Origin of the sequence: Hydrocoleum sp. CS-953, from assembly GCF_002260545.1 — a bacterium.
Taxonomy (GTDB): domain Bacteria; phylum Cyanobacteriota; class Cyanobacteriia; order Cyanobacteriales; family Microcoleaceae; genus Trichodesmium.
Genome location: NZ_LGSU01001482.1, coordinates 1 through 17,772, shown reverse-complemented (window position 1 = coordinate 17,772; position 17,772 = coordinate 1). Strand labels below are relative to the sequence as shown.

Genomic DNA, 17,772 nt, shown 5'->3' with positions numbered 1-17,772 from the left:
AAGTCATAAGTTAGAAGTCATAAGTCAAATTCCCAGCACGGACTATATAGCAATCCTATTTTATTCGTGGCAAAAACCTTACTGCTTTTTAGGCAACAGCTCCAGAAGGCAACAGGTGGGAGTTTCAGTTTTTTTATTTACTTTATAAGAGCGGATTGCTATATTTGAGAGGTGTGAAAATGTCCTAACTGCTATGGCGACTGTTATATTCAAGAAAAATATTCCAGAGCCTGGAATCCCCGTCGTTTTAACGTGGGGAGGAAAGGCGAGTAGAGGATTTAACATCCGTGTAAGTTAAACAACACAGAGTTTATTAGACCTACGAATCAGTTGAACTTTTTTAGGAGAGAATTGTCCAACGCGCTTCCAATTATGGTCATAAACACTGATGTTTTTGGTCTTGGTTTTAGTAAAGCCTCCTACCCATCCAATGTATGTTTTCCCTGATTTTTCAGCCATAACTTTATCGCCATAACGAACATTAAAAGGGGTGATTGTTCCACCTTTGCGTTTACGAATGCCGCCTTTCTCAGCATTATCAAAATGTAAAGCGCGACGAAAATAAGCAGGTCTAGTAATGACTCGAAAAATGCAATAAGTTATGTTGACGGAGCCTTTCCATCCCCAAGTATCAGAATTTTTTCTGGGAGTAACTCCATAGCGAACAAACTCACTAGCAGCCAAAGCAATACCATCTACTGCATGAGATTTTTGTACTTGGGCTTTCTTATCTTTGATTTTTTCCAACCGTAAATATCTGCGAATTTGACTGGTTCCATTGTTGTTTTTCTGCCAGCCATAAACGGTTTTAACAGGTGCAATAGATTGCAGTTGTTTAACACACCAATTTTGCCCGACCATAACCGGAGAAAACCCTTTGCCCGAACGCGCTCCTTTGCGACCGCTAGTTAAATCTACGTCAGCTTTAACCAGTTCATAGACAATCATAGTTATAGGGAAAACTTTAGACAGTTCGGTGATAATCCTAATCTCCATCTCCCTTGATGCTCGAATAGATGGAGGTAATTTCCCTTTTCTTTTACGATTATCAAATCGCTTTTGTCGATGGGCACGTTGGTTGAAAGGCACTTTCCTATTAATCTTTCTACCACGCCGCGCCCGACGTTGTAATGCTCGACCTCTGACATTTTTAATTATTTTGCCTTGCTTAATCACAGCAGAGCCAAGCCGTTCTTTAACACGGTCAAACGGCAAAACCAAATGTGCGGTATAAAGAGTGAAGTTTGCAGACTGAACCGCAATCCCTGTATATTTTTTGCCAGGGTCGCAACCAATTGTTATTTTCTGGGTATGCCCACCTGATGATTCGGCCACCAAGCGAACATAATACAACCCAGCATCATTCCAATGTGCTGTTGCTTTTCCCTCTTGTACCCAACGACGTGCCCGCGATGCTTTTGTTGGCATTGCAGGAGAGCCATCAGGATTTTGTACTGGGACTCGAAGCATAAGAGATAATCCTTTCCCTTGAAAAGTTGTAAGTCCCTAAGACCACCAAAAACGTTGTGTCTCGCATTTGTACGATGCCTTAACCCAAGAAGACCAACAAATAATCCGGGCTAGGGAAANGAGGTGTTATCGTTTTTTGGCTCTGTGGTCTAGCCAACTCTTAGTTAGACGCTGGGCCGTCCAAGCTGCGTGGCTTCAGCCCGCAGAAGTTGACGACTCTTGCTTAGATAGTTGGTAATTATAACATTCTTTTTGATTTTTCTGATAGATTTTTGTGCGGTACATCCAGTAATTTAAACAAGAGAATACCACTAAAGCTATCAAGCTGGAGTACATTACTATTGATGTTAAATTAATCAAAAGTAAAGAGGAAAGAACTTCTACAAAAATTAGACCAATCAGGATATTGGCAATGGTTTCTCGGCGCAAGAGGTTACAAAATATTGCCCCAAGAGGTGCCCCAACTACTACTACTGGAATTGCTGCAAACCAATAACTACGAACTGGATCTATAAAATCTTGGAAAACAAAGACTTGTAAAATAAATCCAGCTATAGCATTAACTGCCATGAGGATGACGGAAGTGGGGGTAGCAACTTTTTCGCAAAGGCCAAATAAAACTACCATGACAGAAAAAGTAAAGACATCAATACCGCTACCGACTAAACCACTCATCATCCCTCCGAGGAACCCAGCTATTAGCCAAATTCTCTGCTCTTTAACTGTCCAAATTGGCATAGCTGTATATAACTCTCTTGGCTGTTGGTTTAATTTTAATAAGGTAACAGCAAAGCTGGTGAGCATAACAGTGAAAGACATTTTGATTACATCAGGGGGTATCAGGGGGGCTAAAAAACCAGACCCCATAAATACTCCTAAAAACCCACCCAGACTACCCCAAAGAATTACCCGTAATTCTACTTTAATTCCAGTTAAAAAAATGGCAACGGCAGCAGAAGTCATACCTACACTCTGAATGGCCAGGGAAAATATTTTGGCATCGGAAGGTGAAATGTGCAGAACTTTGGTAAAAACTGGAAATGCGACAGCTCCTCCCCCTAGACTTGTACCTCCAGCGATCGCTGACCCAAAAATCATTGTTAGGGCTATTTCCCAATTACCTAGTAAATAGGAAAATGCTTCTTTGCCACCTAGTAAGATTAACCATGTACTCCAGACTACAAGTGCGATGGATATTAAAATTGTCCGTTGGGAAACTAATTTTTTTAAGTTGGCTTTCAAATCCTAGTACCTCTTAAAATATTGCAAAATTTATTATTTTTTTTATGCTCAACTTAGCTATTAAGCTAGTGAGGTTTTGTTAATTTTGTCCTGGATGCTCTTGGGAGCTTACAGAAATGTATTTTTCGGCCAGGGTAGGCTATACTACTAATTGGCAAATTTTCATCATTACTTTTGTTTATTTTTTTTGATAAATCTTATTATATTGATATCTTTTGATTTATTTTTTGTCAATTATTAACCAAAAATCAAGCCAGTTACTATTCTATTTTCTATAGCTGGTTTGTCGGTAAGCAGNAATATTATGAGGCGTAACAGTTTTCGGAATCATTTTTTTTGTTTATTTTTTTTGATAAATCTTATTATATTGATATCTTTTGATTTATTTTTTGTCAATTATTAACCAAAAATCAAGCCAGTTACTATTCTATTTTCTATAGCTGGTTTGTCGGTAAGCAGTTGGCTCAATTTCCAATTTTATCGGTAGAAAAGTATAGGGTATATTTAGGTATATTCTGATGACCAAGAAAATTAGGTTTAAAGTTTACTACTCACAGGAAGGTTAATAGTAGAAATTTTGTAAAATTTTTGTTTTTGTCAATTAAATAGGGTTTGCTGAAAAAGTCTTTTAGTAGCGCAGGAGTCAGGAGTCAGGAGTCAGGAGTCAGGAGTCGGGAGTCGGGAGTCGGGAGTTAGGAGTTAGGAGTCAGGAGTTGTAGGGGTGATGCGCGTTTTGCATTCTGCAAAGCTCCGCTAACGGCTGTCGCCGACATCAATGCGGAGCATTCCGTAGGGAAATCACCCCTACAGGAAGAATGGGGAATGAGTGAGGAGCTAGGAGGTAGGAGGAAGAATTATCCCTTGATTTTTTGAGCAAGAGCGTCAACCCAAAATCCTAACTTTTTGCATTTCTAGAGAACGAAAACCTTGTACTTTTTCAAGACCTAAAAAGGCTAAAANGTAGGAGGAAGAATTATCCCTTGATTTTTTGAGCAAGAGCGTCAACCCAAAATCCTAACTTTTTGCATTTCTAGAGAACGAAAACCTTGTACTTTTTCAAGACCTAAAAAGGCTAAAACCTTTATCTGTAAATGCTTTTATATTTAATCAGGAAGCCCTAAATATTTTTAAACAAGTGTTTAATTTTACTTATATAAATTATTAAAAATAATTCTATAAACTTAAAGAAGGAGAAGCAGGTTTTCCCACCCTAGAAGTTACTTATCTCTATAGGAGAAGACTTGAACTGAAATTGAGTTTCCCAAGTTTTTTGCTCAACTAATACTCTAATCTGAAGTTTTAATTGACTGTATTTACTGGTATAAGTAGCAAGATACAAAATTTTAATTGCCAGTTATGAATCTACTTCATTAGCTAAATAAAAATCAGTTGTAACTTGAGCTTCTCATGCGCCATGATTAGAGTTATATCTTAGCTCATTCCAAATTTTATTATGGGGAATAAATATTAGATTATCTTCCACAGTTTGTCAACGAATACCTCTGCTTGATTATTAATGTTTTCCAGATTTGCTAGACTTAAATATTGTCACCATAATTGAGCAGCTACTGAACTTAATCCTTAGGAAAGATTAGGATAAATAATCGTAAGCATTCAACTATTAGCAGTCAGCTATCAGCTTCTTAGAAGTCAGGAGTAAGGAGTCGTATGGGAATGATTTTAATACCATTTTTTAGGTCGGAAATTCTTTTTTTCCTCAAAAATACATTTCATACAAAGTCTTTTAATTGAGTTAATAAATCATAACTAATAGTTGATAGCTGAACGCTTACTTTTCCTGAAAAATATCAATACTAATTACTGCTATAAAGGCAATTAATTAATGGCTGATAGCTGTTTTCGGCTAAGAGCCGACATATTTGCGTTTCGGCTAAGAGCCGACATGAAAAGCGTTAGCGAAGCTCCTCTGCAAGAGGCAGCTCCTCTGTAAGAGGCAGCAGTCCGTCAGGATAATGCTGCGCGACATGGAAAGCGGAGCATTCCCTATACGAAAAAGCTAGAGCTACCGTAGCAGGAGGCAAGAGGCTAGCTGACGGTTGTTTGTGCAGCATTCCGCAGGAAATGCTTACAAATAATCAAAATTTTCTTTGATTTTAGCAAGTTTTTTTTCTTCATCAGTTTCTGGGGATGGAGTCTTGATAAATAGAGATTTTAATTGATACATTATCTGCTTGATTTTACAAGTTTTCGATTTTAGGAAAAAAGGAATAAGGAAAAAAGAATAGGGAAGATAACAAAATACTATACCTGATTAAGATGATAACCGCTATATTATAGTTGGAGTATAAAAAAAATGGTTATAACTGGCTGCATATTTGCCCATAAAGCAAAATTAACATTCTCTTAGGATATAAATTTTCATATGAACATAGTTGATTATCTCAGAATTAGTTTGATAGATCGTTGCAATTTTCGGTGTCAATATTGTATGCCTGAAGGTGCAGAAATTGACTATATTTTAAAACAAAATTTATTGACTAATGATGAATTACTAACTCTGCTAAAAAATGTGTTTATTCCTGTGGGTTTTACTCGGTTTCGCTTAACGGGAGGTGAACCTTTATTACGTCCTGGTCTTGTAGATTTAATTGAGAATATTGCTTCTTTTCCAGAAACAAAAGATTTATCTATGACTACTAATGGATTTTTACTGGCAGATATGGCAAAAGATTTATATGAAGCTGGTTTAAGAAGAATTAATATTAGTTTAGATTCTCTAGACTCAGATACTTTTAATTTAATTATTGGTAATAGAGGTCGTAGTCGTTGGGAACTTGTTTGGAATGGTATTCAAGCTGCTTATGAGGTAGGTTTCGACCCTTTGAAATTAAATGTGGTTGTTATTCCTGGGGTGAATGACCATGAAGTTTTAGATTTAGCAGCTTTAACTATTGACCGTAATTGGCATGTTAGATTTATTGAATTTATGCCTATTGGTAATGATAAATTATTTGATGATAAAGGTTGGATTTCTTCTGAAGAATTACGGCAAAGTATTAGGAAAAAATGGGGACTGACAGAATCTTTTGTCCGAGGAAATGGACCTGCCGATGTATTTCAAATTCCTGGAGCAAAGGGAACCCTGGGGTTTATTAGTCAAATGTCCGAATGCTTTTGCGATCGCTGCAATAGAATGCGTCTTTCTGCGGATGGATGGTTAAGACCTTGCCTTTTGAATGAAATGGGTCAAATAGATTTAAAAAATGGTCTGCGTAATGGAGTTTCTGTTGAGGAGTTACGGCAGAAAGTGGAATATTTATTAGGTATAAAACCAGATATTAATTTTAAGCAAAGAGAGTCTGGTACTNTGCGTAATGGAGTTTCTGTTGAGGAGTTACGGCAGAAAGTGGAATATTTATTAGGTATAAAACCAGATATTAATTTTAAGCAAAGAGAGTCTGGTACTACTGGAATTTATAGTCGAACTATGTCACAAATTGGAGGATAAAAGGAATTTATAATTTATAATTTATAATTTATAATTTATAATTTAGGAGTTAGATAGGCGAATCATAGGACGGGAATCATAGGATTAGCAAGGTACAGAAGTTAAATTATTACTGTAACTATATTTGAGAATTTGAGAATGTTTGTATCAGTAATAGCGACTGCTATATTTGCTCTGGGAAAAGGAGTTAGAAGTCAGGACTTAGGAAGAAGTATAGATGGAGTATTGGAATAATCCCTCATATCAACTCTCATTAATTAAGTGCCAGAAATAAACATTTTATCAAAACTTTGTAGGGAAATTCTATGGAAAATCCCTACATTCTTTTTCACGTCTATGTTTACTGTTTAACTACTAAAAATTAATAGCGTAAACAATCATATGTCAATAATTAAACTTCTTCCCTCTTCCTTTTTCCTTCTTCCTTCTTCCTTCTTCCTTCTTCCTTAGTTATCTGAAAAACAAAAATTCTAAGCTTGTCTGGAATAATATTCCACAACTAATAGTTCGTTAATTTGAAGCGCCACCCACTCCCGTTCCACAACACCATTAACTTTACCAACCAGTTTATCTTTGTCAAATTCTAAATGGCTAGGAATATTAGCTAAACCTGGATATTGGAGATTAGTCTTTACCATTTCCTTAGATTTTTCTTTTTCTTTAACACTAATTACCTCTCCAGGTTTACACTGATAGCTAGCAATACTTACTACCTTGCCATTAACTGTTACATGACCATGATTAACTAACTGTCTTGCGCCGGGAATAGTTGGAGCCATTCCTAAACGAAATACGGTATTATCTAAACGCATTTCTAGATATTGTAGTAATACTTGCCCTGTGGAACCTGCTGCACGACGAGCTTTTTTTACATAACGTAGGAGTTGGCGTTCAGAAAGACCATAGTTATATAGTAGTTTCTGTTTCTCTTCCAGTCGAATCGCATATTCTGAACGCTTTCTGCGATTTTGACCATGTTGACCAGGTGGATAAGCACGTCTGGCACTTTTACGAGTTAGCCCTGGTAAATCCCCCAGACGACGTACTATTCTTAAACGTGGACCTCTATATCTAGACATAATAATTTCCTCATTAACGTAAAATTTAGCCACAATCCTATATCATATACTATTTAATTGCTACTTTGTCAATTGTCCACTATTGTTTTTAACTTTTATTATTTGTTATGCTTCATAAGAACTTTTCTGATTTTTTATCTGATAAATTTCCCTTATTTACACCTAAAAAATACTTGAGTAAACGGTGGATATCTTTAGCAGCAATACAACTTTTTAGTTATAGTTTTTTGATGATTATTCCTGAAGTAGCAACAGCTCAACCAAGTAGAAAATCATTTAGAATTTGCTCTAGAGATTTATTAAGCGTAGGTTTATCTGAGTCAGAAGTAGCTAATGCTTGTGGTGCAGCTTTAAAGCCTAGAGATTTATCCAAATGTGTCACAAGAATTTATGATAGTACAACGAAAGAACTTCCGGCAGAAGAAATTCTATTTAATTGTCAAAGGGTGAGAAGAGTTGATGAACTAGGAAATTGTGTGAGAAAGATTAATAAAGCAGTAAAAGATACATCTAATGAATCTGCTGTGTTAGAAAATTGTCGTCTTAGTTTACTACCAGAAAGTTTTTCTTCTTGTGTGATTGGTTTAAGTTCTAATGTAGGATTATCGACAGAAGAATTATTGACTACTTGTCTTAATCCTAACCAAGAAATAAGTGAGGTTGATTCAGAGTAATTAAGTTAATTTAATTATTCAGGAATAAACCTGGTTTATTTTTTTTAGTATAGCAATCCTACTTTATTTGTGTATAAAAATCTTACCGCTTTTAGGGAACAGGGAACAGGTGGTAGTTATAGGTTTATTATTTGTCACAACCTAATTTAGGATTGCGATAACTATAGCAATCTTAAATTGGTTGTGAAAATTTTTATAACAGTTAATTTTAACTGAAAATATAAGTAAATTATTACTCCTGACTACTGTTCGTTGCTAATCAAACTGCTCACCTACCTGAGTCATTTAGGGGCGAATCGCCATTCGTCCCTACCACTAAAATATTACAACTGAAATAGGATTGCTGTAGGTTTTTTCCTAATATAAAAAACTTGTCTCTACCAATTTATTTATGAGTTTAGTCAGGAGAAGATAACAAACTCTTTTTCTTTAGTTGCCACTTTAGGAAAGTGCTGTTAATATTACTCTTCTAAAGGTACTTTACTAAACCAAACAAAAATGAAAAAGCTGAATTTTGTGGCCACTGCTCTTTCCACCGTAGCGATCGCTGGTGGTGTACTTTTTGCTAATTCTGTAGAAGCTTGTATTTTTAGTGGCAAAGGTAAAAGTTTAACATCAACAGAAAAACCTTTAATTTCACAAGATTCTTGGTTAAGCAAAAAATTTCCTGGTAAATCTGACTTTGCTATTGGTGGTATTGCTGCTGGTACACTAGGTTTAACTGGGTTAGGTGCTTTCTTTGCTACTCGTTATATTTCTCGTAAAGCAGAAGCTAATGTTGATGCTGGTGATGAGTCTATGGAAGTACCAGTAGAAGAGACATTTGTTCAACATCCTGAAGCACCTGGTGGCGAACTAGATTTAGTTGAAGATAATGTACAGTCAGAAGTTGTCGCGGATCAAGAAATTTCTCTTGTGAAATAATTTGATTATCATTACAAGTAAAATAAATTTTATCTTGACTTCCAGTAACTCAAAACTGGAAGTTTTTTATATTCAGCAAAGGAAAAGAAAAGTCAGTTTGCTGAGAGCTGTCAGCTAATAGCTGTTTGCGCAACATTCCCCAGGAAATGTTTACTCAATTAGTAAGCTCTAGATATATCAAGAAAACGGTTAATTTAAGGTCAAAACTTTACTGTATAAGGTTTTGACCTTATTTTTAACCTGTTTTTTCACTAAAGCCCCGCTAAGAATTTCTTTCTCCACAATAAAATCATAGACTAACGAAATTTTTTTTATCTGAAGCACCCTAATGTATGGGTTTGTAATTTTTGTATTATTTAGTATTATTTTGCTATACGCAATAGTAAAATATATAATTAAATCTTATGTTTGTCGGTACTACTGAAGCTGCTTCTTTATTGAATATTTCTGCTCAAAGAGTTCGAGTTTTGCTTCAGGAAGGTCGGATTCAAGGCGCTCGGAAAATTAATGGTAGAACTTGGGGGATTCCTCTATACAAAGGAAGACCAAGAATCTCTGGTAAAAAACGCGGCCCCAAACCCAATTGGTTGCCTCTGCGCCATTGTGGTAAAAATACCCTTCATTTTAATCGACCTAATATAGAGAAAAATNGCAACAGTAACTATGTTTAATTTGGACGGTACAGTGGAACGGGTAGATAGTAGATGGGTTTGGGAAGAAGAGGAGATGTGGAAAATTAATAAGAAAAGTATTGAGGAATTAATTAGGATTTGTTGATTAAATCTCAAAAAAATAAAAATATGGGTAAAAGTTTATTGGTTGTAAGCATTCAGCTATTAGCAGTTAGCTAGAGCGCATGGGAGCTGCAATAATACCCTGCTTTTAAGGCTATGCTTTAAGCAATGGCTGATAAATGCTTATGCAAAATTAATTTTATAAGTCGATAAGCAACATTAATTACAAATTACTATTAGACATCTCCAATCTTATTCATAAATTATCAATTATTTCTCCCATTTAAGTGTTTCCAGTTAAGTCTTCCCTCTCTCAACTAGGAAATTTATTTTGTATTTTGCACGACTACTTAGCTGATAGTTTACGGCTGAATGCTTACCATTGTTTAAGCCTAAGCAGTCTTTAGTTTTTAATAGTTAATCCTACAATCCTAGATTACTAAATTATTCTTCTTTCTTTCTGACTTCATCTCCACTGAAAATAGCAATCATTTGAGGGATAGTTCTTGGTGAATCTATATAAGTGTTTCCCTGACAAATTAATTGTGTTGAACCTCCACCATCTAACATGATTACTTGAGTTGCACCGAAACTTTTCAAAACTTTAGCAGCGTGAGGTTGAGTTGCTTTTTTGGAAGTAAAAATTAAAATTATTTCATTCAGGCGATCGCCATCTTTATCTTTGACTCCAATAAAGGTTCTACCTGTTTGATTTTCTACTCCTTTATCTGCATTTTCCTGTAGACCAACAATAAGATTAGGTGCTGTTGATAATTGCAGATTATTTGGCTGAAACTTACTAATTAATGCTCTATCATTCCAGACTTCTAGGATTAACTTTTCATCAGGAAATTCTATTTCTCCGGCATAACCATCACTAACTATAATTCCATCTGACTTGACAGGAAATGCTAACCCTGTTGAGGAATTTTTATCATTTCTAAAAAATTGACCGTTAGTGATGCAAAATAAACTTGAATTTTCTAAAGATAAGTTAGACCATACTTGTGATATTGTCTGACGTGCAAATTGGGGTTCGTTACCGCCGTAAGCTCCTTTTTTAGTACCTAAGTCTCCTATATTTCCATAGATGAAATTAATTTTTGCGCCTTGAGTTAGATCGATAACTTGTACATAATCTAAATCTTTTTGATAAAGAGTTGTTCCCTGGGAATTGTTAATAATTTGGAACCCAAGAGATAGAGGGTTTTGTGATTTACTTTCGGCATTCTCGGCAGAAAATAAGTTTATTGTTATTAGGAGAATGGTTGTAAAAAATAATCCGGTTAAAGTTATACTTTTTTTATTCATTAGCCAAAGTAAGTAAGAAGTTTTTAATCAATATAGTTGAGAGGATCGAATAGCATCCAATATACTGAGATTAGGTATTCCTAAAAGTAAAATTGTCTGAGGTTTTTATCCACCAGATATACCATATTTTAGATAATTTGCAGTAAGTTAATTATTGATTCCAGTTGGAAATAATGTTATANACCATATTTTAGATAATTTGCAGTAAGTTAATTATTGATTCCAGTTGGAAATAATGTTATATTAGATATACTAATTAATAATTTAGACATTCTTTAATCTACAAACCAGCCAAAAGGATTATGAAAAACATTAAATTAAACGACTTAGAAAAAAAAATTTTATTAGCTCAAAAAGAACTTGAAAGAATTTGTAAAGCAGCTAATAAAACAGCCGAAGAAGCCAAAAAAGCTATAGAAGAACTTGGCAAAATTATGGATAAAACATTACATCCCACAGAATTAACCGAAGAAAGAATAGCATCACTGCCTAGTCAACTCAATTATGAAGGAAAGAAAGCAGTCGAAGAAGCCAAAAAAGCAGCAGAAGAACTTGGCAAAATTATGGATAAAACATTACATCCCACGGGATTAACAGAAGAAAGAATAGCAGAGTTGCGTAGTAAACTTGATTACGAAGAAGCCAAAAAAGCAGCAGAAGAACTTGACAGAATTATGGAACAAATATTAGCTAAAACAGGATTAACAGAAGAAGAATATGTATCAATGTTTATGAATGCAGTTGAGCATAAGGAATAATGCATCTTTTTCAGTTAGATGAGATTGGCAAAATATTATTTTCCATCATTAAAAGAACTGAAAAAACTGATAACTGATTTTGTTGTGGATGTCCGACTTGGACTACTCAAACTTTATTACTGCAAATTAACCAATAAATAAAAAAGATAAAAAAGAGGTACAAATATTGCGGGCAAGATGCCCGAACTACAAGATTTTCAACATTTACCTTAACCTTATCAAATAAACATTAAAGGTTTATCTTTTACTAAAGCAAATGCTTTTGAATCAAACCGATAAAGACTAGCAGGTCTACCAGCACCTCGTGATGTTTTTATGCCAGTATCAGATAAGAAACCTAACTTTAATAGTCTGGCACGAAAATTAGAATAATCTGAAAAATTGTTTCCTAAAATAGTTGCATAAAGTTGATATAATTCCCCTAAAGTAAACTCTTCTGGTAAAACATCAAAAGCAATAGGACTATATTCAAGTTTATTTCTTAATCTTGAATATCCATACTCAATAATTTTTTGATGGTCAAATGCTAACTGAGGAATTTTCTCCACAGGATACCAACTAATACTTGTCACCTCATTAGCAATTAATTCTGCTTCTTCAAATCTAACTAGGGCAAAATAACTGACAGATAAATATCTACAATTATAATTAAATTCTCTAGGGTCACGACCAGGACCGCCAAAAGTATATAATTGTTCTAAATATAGATTTTTTACCCTGATTTTTTCAGCTAAGATTCTGTATGCTGCTGCTTCTAAAGATTCACCTTTTATTACTAATGTACCTGGTAAACTCCAGTAGTTAATAAATGGTTCTTTTTGTCGCATTACTAACAAAACTAAGAGGCGGTTTTGTTGAGTATCAACAGAAAAAATTACATTATCTACCCCTACTTTAAAGTCTGCTTTATTGTTTACAATTTTTCTGTAGTCGCTTCCTGCCATTGATATAATTTATGCCGATATATATAATCTTTAATAGGAGGCGTAATAGTCATTTCGTCTCCTTGTTCGCGATATACGGATGAGGAAACATTTGGAACTTCTAAAGAAGCTATTTTTACTCCTGTACTTAGTTCCCTTAATTTCTCTAAATCTGCCTCTTCTGTTGTAATACCTTTTCGAGGTACTATTAATAATTCTACTTTTTGTAAAAGTTCTTCTATTTGATACCAACTTGGTAATTGTTTGACTAAATCTGAACCTACTACTAAGGTAAATTCTCCATCATCCCATTTCTTGCTTGCAAGTTCAACGGTTTCTAGAGTACGACGACTACTTAATTCTTGATGTAGAGAAATATTGTTTTGATTTGAGTCAATATTTTCAATCAAAATTGATAACATTGTCGAACGTTGTTCTAGGGATGTTTGATGGGATTTAAAGGGATTATTTGATGCCCAAACTACTACTTTATCGAAGTTTTGGGATAGCCATCTAACAATTGTTTCATGTCCGGCTGTTGGTGGGTCTGCACTTGTTCCAAATAAGGCTATTTTTGTCATTTATTTTGAGAAGTAAGAAGGAAGAAGGAAGAAGGAAGAAGGAAGAAGGAAGAAGTAAGAAGTAATAAAGAAGAAGTAAGAAGTAAGAAGTAAGAAGTAATAAAGAAGAAGTAATAAAGAAGAAGCTTGAAGAGAAGGAAAAATCTTAATATAATGGTACATATTTCCCCAACTTTTACACAAATGATACCAACGGACATGATATGATTTATGAAAAAAACTTTAGGGAGTTTTGTCTCTAAACCCAGGCAAAAATTGGATAAAAAGATACAACCCCTACAATAAAATGTTACAACATCAAGGCGGATTATTATAAGGTTAGCTGATTACCTTTTTCTTTCCTGGCTCCTCACTACTTCCTAATCTGAAAGAGCGTTTTCTAAACGAGCTGCTAAATTCACAATATCATCTTTTCTAGCAATAACTTCTATCCACTCTTTTGGCATATTTTCTATACCATAATAAATTCCTGCTAAACCACCTGTTACTGCTCCAGTGGTATCTGTATCTTCTCCTAAATTTACAGCTTTTAATACTGCCTCTGCAAAAGAGTTTGTATTTAATAAACACCACAAAGAGGCTTCTAATGTATCTAGTACATAACCACCAGCATGAATTTGTGTTAGAGGTATATTTTGAACTTCTCCACCCAATACTTTACGAAAACGATGTATTTCTCCTGCATACTTCTCTTCTGAGTAGATTTTTTTGATATTTTCTATTCCTTGTAAGTATGCTGTTTTTAGGTCTAAACCCTCTAATAAACAAATAGCTATACTAATATAAATACCGCAAGCCATTTGTGACCTTACATGACCGTGAGTTATACAAGAACAGTCGTGAACTTGTTGAATTAATTCGGGAAAATTGGTGTTTTTATAAGTATAAGCTAGGGGTAAAATTCTCATTAGAGAACCATTGCCATTATTCCTATCTTCTCTACCTCCAGCTTCTATTGCTGGTCTACCTTTTTTAATTCTAGAAATAGCTGCAGCAGTGGTACCTCCAATATCAAAAACTTTACCCCGTGGAGTCCAATAATCTTCATAACGCCATTTATAAAAAGATTGGCCGATCGCTTCTAAATCAAATCCATCACATAGACATTCAGCTAAACATAATGTCATGGAACTATCATCAGACCATGTACCTGGTGGTTGGTTATGTGCGCCATAACCAATCATTTCAGTTACAGGATTAATTTTTCTTTCGTGACGACTGGAAAATTCTACAGGTACACCTAAAGCATCTCCAATACATACACCTATTAAACCTGATAATACTTTGGAATTGTTCATAATTTAATCTTGATAATTAAGTAAGAAGGAAGAAGGAAGAAGGAAGAAGTAAGAAGGAAGAAGGAAGAAGTAAGAAGTAAGAAGTAAGAAGGAAGAAGTAAGAAGGAGGAAGTAAGAAGTAAGAAGGAGGAAGTAAGAAGTAAGAAGTAAGAAGGAAAAATCTTAAATATAGTAAATATTTCCCCAACTTTTATACAAACGATACCAACGAACATGATATGATTTGTGAGAAAAATTGTAGGATCTTTGGTTTCCAAATACCATTTTTGCTTGGTGTTTGGAGACAAAACTCCTACCATCAAATATTACAACTACATACACCTATTTAAGTAGCAGTCAGCAGTCAGCCGTCAGCCGTCAGCAATCAGTTTTCCACGGTGTATAATGGGGGTGTGAGTCCCCCATTAACACACACCACTAATTTTTTTTAAATATACTGGGGGACTTATACCCTCGGACTTTTAGCTAATAGCTGATAGCTGATAGCTGATAGCTGATAGCTAGTTAAGCCTGATAATATTTGGGAATTATTCATAATTTAACCTTGATAATTAACTAAAGTAAGAAGGAAGAAGGAAGAAGGAAGAAGGAAGAAGGAAGAAGGAAGAAGGAAGAAGGAAGAAGGAAGAAGGAAGAAGGAAGAAGGAAGAAGGAAGAAGGAAGAAGGAAGAAGGAAGAAGGAAAAATCTTACATAATGGTAGATATTTACCCACAAATATTACAACTACATACACCTATTGAGGTAGCAGTCAGCAGTCAGCCGTCAGCCGTCAGCAATCAGTTTTCCACGGTGTATAATGGGGGACTCACACCCCCATTAACACACACCACTAATTTTTTTTAAATATACTGGGGGACTTATACCCTCGGACTTTTAGCTAATAGCTGAAAGCTGATAGCTGATAGCTGATAGCTAGTTAAACCTGATAATATTTGGGAATTATTCATAATTTAACCTTGATAATTAACTAAAGTAAGAAGTAAGAAGCTTTAAGATAAGGAAAAATCTTTATTTTTCACCCACTCCCCCACTCCCTCACTCCCTCACTCCCTTACTCCCGCTCAGTATTTTATCTCTAGTTTTTTCTGTAAGTTCTTGTAATTTATTAGAAATTTTCATAGGTGGCAAAATAGGATTTTCTAGACTGCGAATTTCAGGTGGCAAAGTAGCAACAGAAATAGCAGTACGTTTAGCGATCGCTTCTAGATTTTCTGATTTTTGCAATATTTCTCCATTCTGAACTACTTGTGTCATTAATTTTATAAAATCATCAGTCTGAAATTCTGTTTGATTCAATACATCTTCATCCATTAATCCCAAATAATCTTGTTTTAATTGACTATTTTCTAGATATCTATATATTTGTTTTATACCAGGATAACTGACTTTCCCGGTAGCATTTTTCATCACAGGAATATCGTCTATTTCTACCAGTTTATAAACTCCATTTACAGGAACACCAGTTACCAACTTAGTACCAATACCATACCCGTCAATACAAGCATTTTCTCTCTGAAGTCTAGCTATTTCCCACTCGTCGATATCTCCACTAGCAAAAATTGTTACTTCTGGCAGTAGCGATCGTACCTCCTGGGATAATTTAACTAAATCTCCCGAATCTAATCTTACCCCACTTAGCTGCATTTCACCCTGTTGAACTCGTTGTGCCAATAAACGGGTAGCTGCTAAAGTATCGTAAGTATCTATTAATAAAGGTGCTTGAGGGAAATATCGCTGAAAAGCATTAAAAGCATCTTCCTCATTACCTTCAGCGGATATTGCCATTACTAAAGCGTGAGCCATTGTTCCTGCTGGTTTACGACCTAATTTCAAGGCAGCCAAAACATTAGAAGTAGCATCCATTCCCCCTGCTAAAGCAGCACGAGCTGCCCAAATACTAGCCTGGGGACTAAATGCGCGTCTAGTGCCAAATTCTAATAATTTGGTGTCTTTTCCAGCAATATCCCGCATTCTCGCTGCTTTTGTTGCGATGAGGGTTTGGTAATTAATTGTATTTAATAGATATGTTTCTACTAATTGTGCTTGCCAAAGTGGCGCTTCTATTCGGAGTAGAGGTTGATTAGGAAATATGGCTGTTCCCTCTGGCACCGCCCATACATCTCCGGTAAATTTAGCTTCTGCTAGCAATGACCAAAATTTACTAGGAGCATTAGCAAAAATTCCTGTTGACTTCAAAGCATCAATTTGCTCAGAGCTAAATCGAAATTTCTCCAGATAGTCTAATGCTTGTGCTAAACCCATCGCGATGAGATAACCAAAACCTGCGGGTAATTTTCGTACAAATAGCTCAAAACTGGCTCGTTGTTGGTCAATTTTTTCCCCAACGTAGCAAGCTCCCATTGTTAGTTGGTAGAGGTCTGTTAACAGACTGTAATCTTCTGGAGAGAGAGAAAGTTGTTTATCTTCTTGTGTCATTTAAAAATCCTCCGTAGTTTGGAAACCCGCAGCGCTTTGAGTTGCGGTATGAAAAAGCTGCAACTTACAGTTCAGAGTGTATTTTAGCCACTTAACTTTAAGTTAGTTTATGAAGTTAAAATTCCCGTTACAAAAACAACTTCTAACTTCGTTAGATGGCTGTTATTTTTATTATAGTGATTTTTACCATATCTGTCTATAATCTTTTAATAATTTTCCAACAAATGATTAGTAATTATATAGAACCCCTGAAGGTATCTTTCCGAGTCAAGGAGACCGAGAAATAGACTACGGAAAAAAGGTACAAAAATACCTTTATAGGAAACCGAAAAATTCAGGTATAAAGCCTGATATTTTTGGATAAAAAAGAAAAAAACCATTTCCTCTAATCCTCTTGGTGAGCAAAATAAGTAATTCTTAATTCTTTTCCCCTACTCCCTACTCCCTCTTTTTTGGAGATGTCTATATAGATCCAAAATGGCTTCTATAGAATAGAGGAAAAAGGTAGAATCTAGGCTGCCTTGCTTCACCATCTTGGACTTTCCCCTACTTCCTTACGGGCGAATTCGCAAATCGCTCCTACTCCCCATCTATATTTTATCCCAAATGGCTTCTATAATTTGCTGGCATTAGTTGTTGTAAGTTTTAGATCGCTTAAATTAAATATTGCCGAAATTAAGGCTTTTAACAGTTTATTAGTAAATTAATCTTCCGAGCTTTTATTTAATAATAAATACAAAAACTTGACATTTTTTCAAAAGTCTAAAGTCATGTCTATTGTTTTCTGTTCCCTGTTGCTTATGGTGCTTTATTTCCCCAAATCTTACAAATTATTGATTGTCGCTTTTAACTATTAGAGATATAATACTTT

11 protein-coding genes and 2 pseudogenes are annotated in these 17,772 nt (G+C 35.0%); 5 read left to right on the top strand and 8 right to left on the bottom strand.

Annotated elements, in window-relative coordinates:
• Positions 1-294: 294 nt before the first annotated feature.
• Together AFK68_RS32635 and AFK68_RS32630 are read right to left on the bottom strand one after the other, a co-directional pair.
• Positions 295-1,470, bottom strand: coding sequence for an RRXRR domain-containing protein (locus tag AFK68_RS32635; protein WP_094678367.1), 1,176 nt, complete (start codon positions 1,468-1,470; stop codon positions 295-297).
• 195 nt (positions 1,471-1,665) lie between these two features.
• Positions 1,666-2,712 carry a sulfite exporter TauE/SafE family protein gene (locus AFK68_RS32630; RefSeq protein ID WP_246844603.1) on the bottom strand — a complete coding sequence of 349 codons (1,047 nt, stop codon included), beginning with the start codon at positions 2,710-2,712 and terminating at the stop codon, positions 1,666-1,668.
• 2,383 nt (positions 2,713-5,095) lie between these two features.
• Between AFK68_RS32630 and moaA the strand changes: the two are divergent.
• Positions 5,096-6,040 (top strand): annotated as a pseudogene (gene moaA, locus AFK68_RS32625) (GTP 3',8-cyclase MoaA); the annotation flags it as partial.
• A gap of 1 nt (position 6,041) precedes the next feature.
• Positions 6,042-6,181: pseudogene (locus tag AFK68_RS43085) on the top strand (cyclic pyranopterin phosphate synthase MoaA); the annotation flags it as partial.
• A 470-nt stretch (positions 6,182-6,651) separates the two neighbouring features.
• On the opposite strand, the gene rpsD reads toward AFK68_RS43085, so the two are convergent.
• Positions 6,652-7,260, bottom strand: coding sequence for a 30S ribosomal protein S4 (gene rpsD, locus AFK68_RS32620; RefSeq protein ID WP_094678363.1), 609 nt, complete (start codon positions 7,258-7,260; stop codon positions 6,652-6,654).
• Between the two features lie 107 nt (positions 7,261-7,367).
• On the opposite strand from rpsD, the gene AFK68_RS32615 reads away from it, so the two are divergent.
• Positions 7,368-7,934: a hypothetical protein gene (locus AFK68_RS32615; RefSeq protein ID WP_094678361.1), complete on the top strand. Its 567-nt coding sequence runs from the start codon at positions 7,368-7,370 to the stop codon at positions 7,932-7,934.
• Between the two features lie 498 nt (positions 7,935-8,432).
• Positions 8,433-8,858 carry a hypothetical protein gene (locus AFK68_RS32610; RefSeq protein ID WP_094678359.1) on the top strand — a complete coding sequence of 142 codons (426 nt, stop codon included), beginning with the start codon at positions 8,433-8,435 and terminating at the stop codon, positions 8,856-8,858.
• A 1,178-nt stretch (positions 8,859-10,036) separates the two neighbouring features.
• Here AFK68_RS32610 and AFK68_RS32600 read toward each other — a convergent pair.
• Entirely contained in the window at positions 10,037-10,903 is an 867-nt protein-coding gene (locus AFK68_RS32600) for a phosphodiester glycosidase family protein (RefSeq protein ID WP_094678355.1), read from the bottom strand.
• Between the two features lie 302 nt (positions 10,904-11,205).
• On the opposite strand from AFK68_RS32600, the gene AFK68_RS32595 reads away from it, so the two are divergent.
• Positions 11,206-11,661, top strand: coding sequence for a hypothetical protein (locus AFK68_RS32595; RefSeq protein ID WP_094678353.1), 456 nt, complete (start codon positions 11,206-11,208; stop codon positions 11,659-11,661).
• A gap of 218 nt (positions 11,662-11,879) precedes the next feature.
• On the opposite strand, the gene AFK68_RS32590 is transcribed toward AFK68_RS32595, so the two are convergent.
• From AFK68_RS32590 to AFK68_RS32570, 4 genes are all read right to left on the bottom strand, one after another.
• On the bottom strand, positions 11,880-12,605 hold the full coding sequence (locus AFK68_RS32590; RefSeq protein ID WP_094678351.1) for an NUDIX domain-containing protein: 726 nt from the start codon (positions 12,603-12,605) through the stop codon (positions 11,880-11,882).
• Complete coding sequence (locus AFK68_RS32585; RefSeq protein ID WP_094678349.1) at positions 12,575-13,165, bottom strand: nicotinate-nucleotide adenylyltransferase; 591 nt, start codon at positions 13,163-13,165, stop codon at positions 12,575-12,577. Before AFK68_RS32585 ends, AFK68_RS32590 begins: the two co-directional genes overlap by 31 nt.
• Positions 13,166-13,524: 359 nt before the next feature.
• The gene (locus tag AFK68_RS32580; protein WP_210407742.1) at positions 13,525-14,463 is read right to left on the bottom strand and encodes an ADP-ribosylglycohydrolase family protein; all 939 of its coding nucleotides are present in this window, start codon (positions 14,461-14,463) and stop codon (positions 13,525-13,527) included.
• A 1,037-nt stretch (positions 14,464-15,500) separates the two neighbouring features.
• A complete protein-coding gene (locus AFK68_RS32570; RefSeq protein ID WP_094678345.1) occupies positions 15,501-16,901 on the bottom strand; it encodes a nicotinate phosphoribosyltransferase in 1,401 nt (466 codons plus the stop codon).
• Between the last annotated feature and the right edge of the window lie 871 nt (positions 16,902-17,772).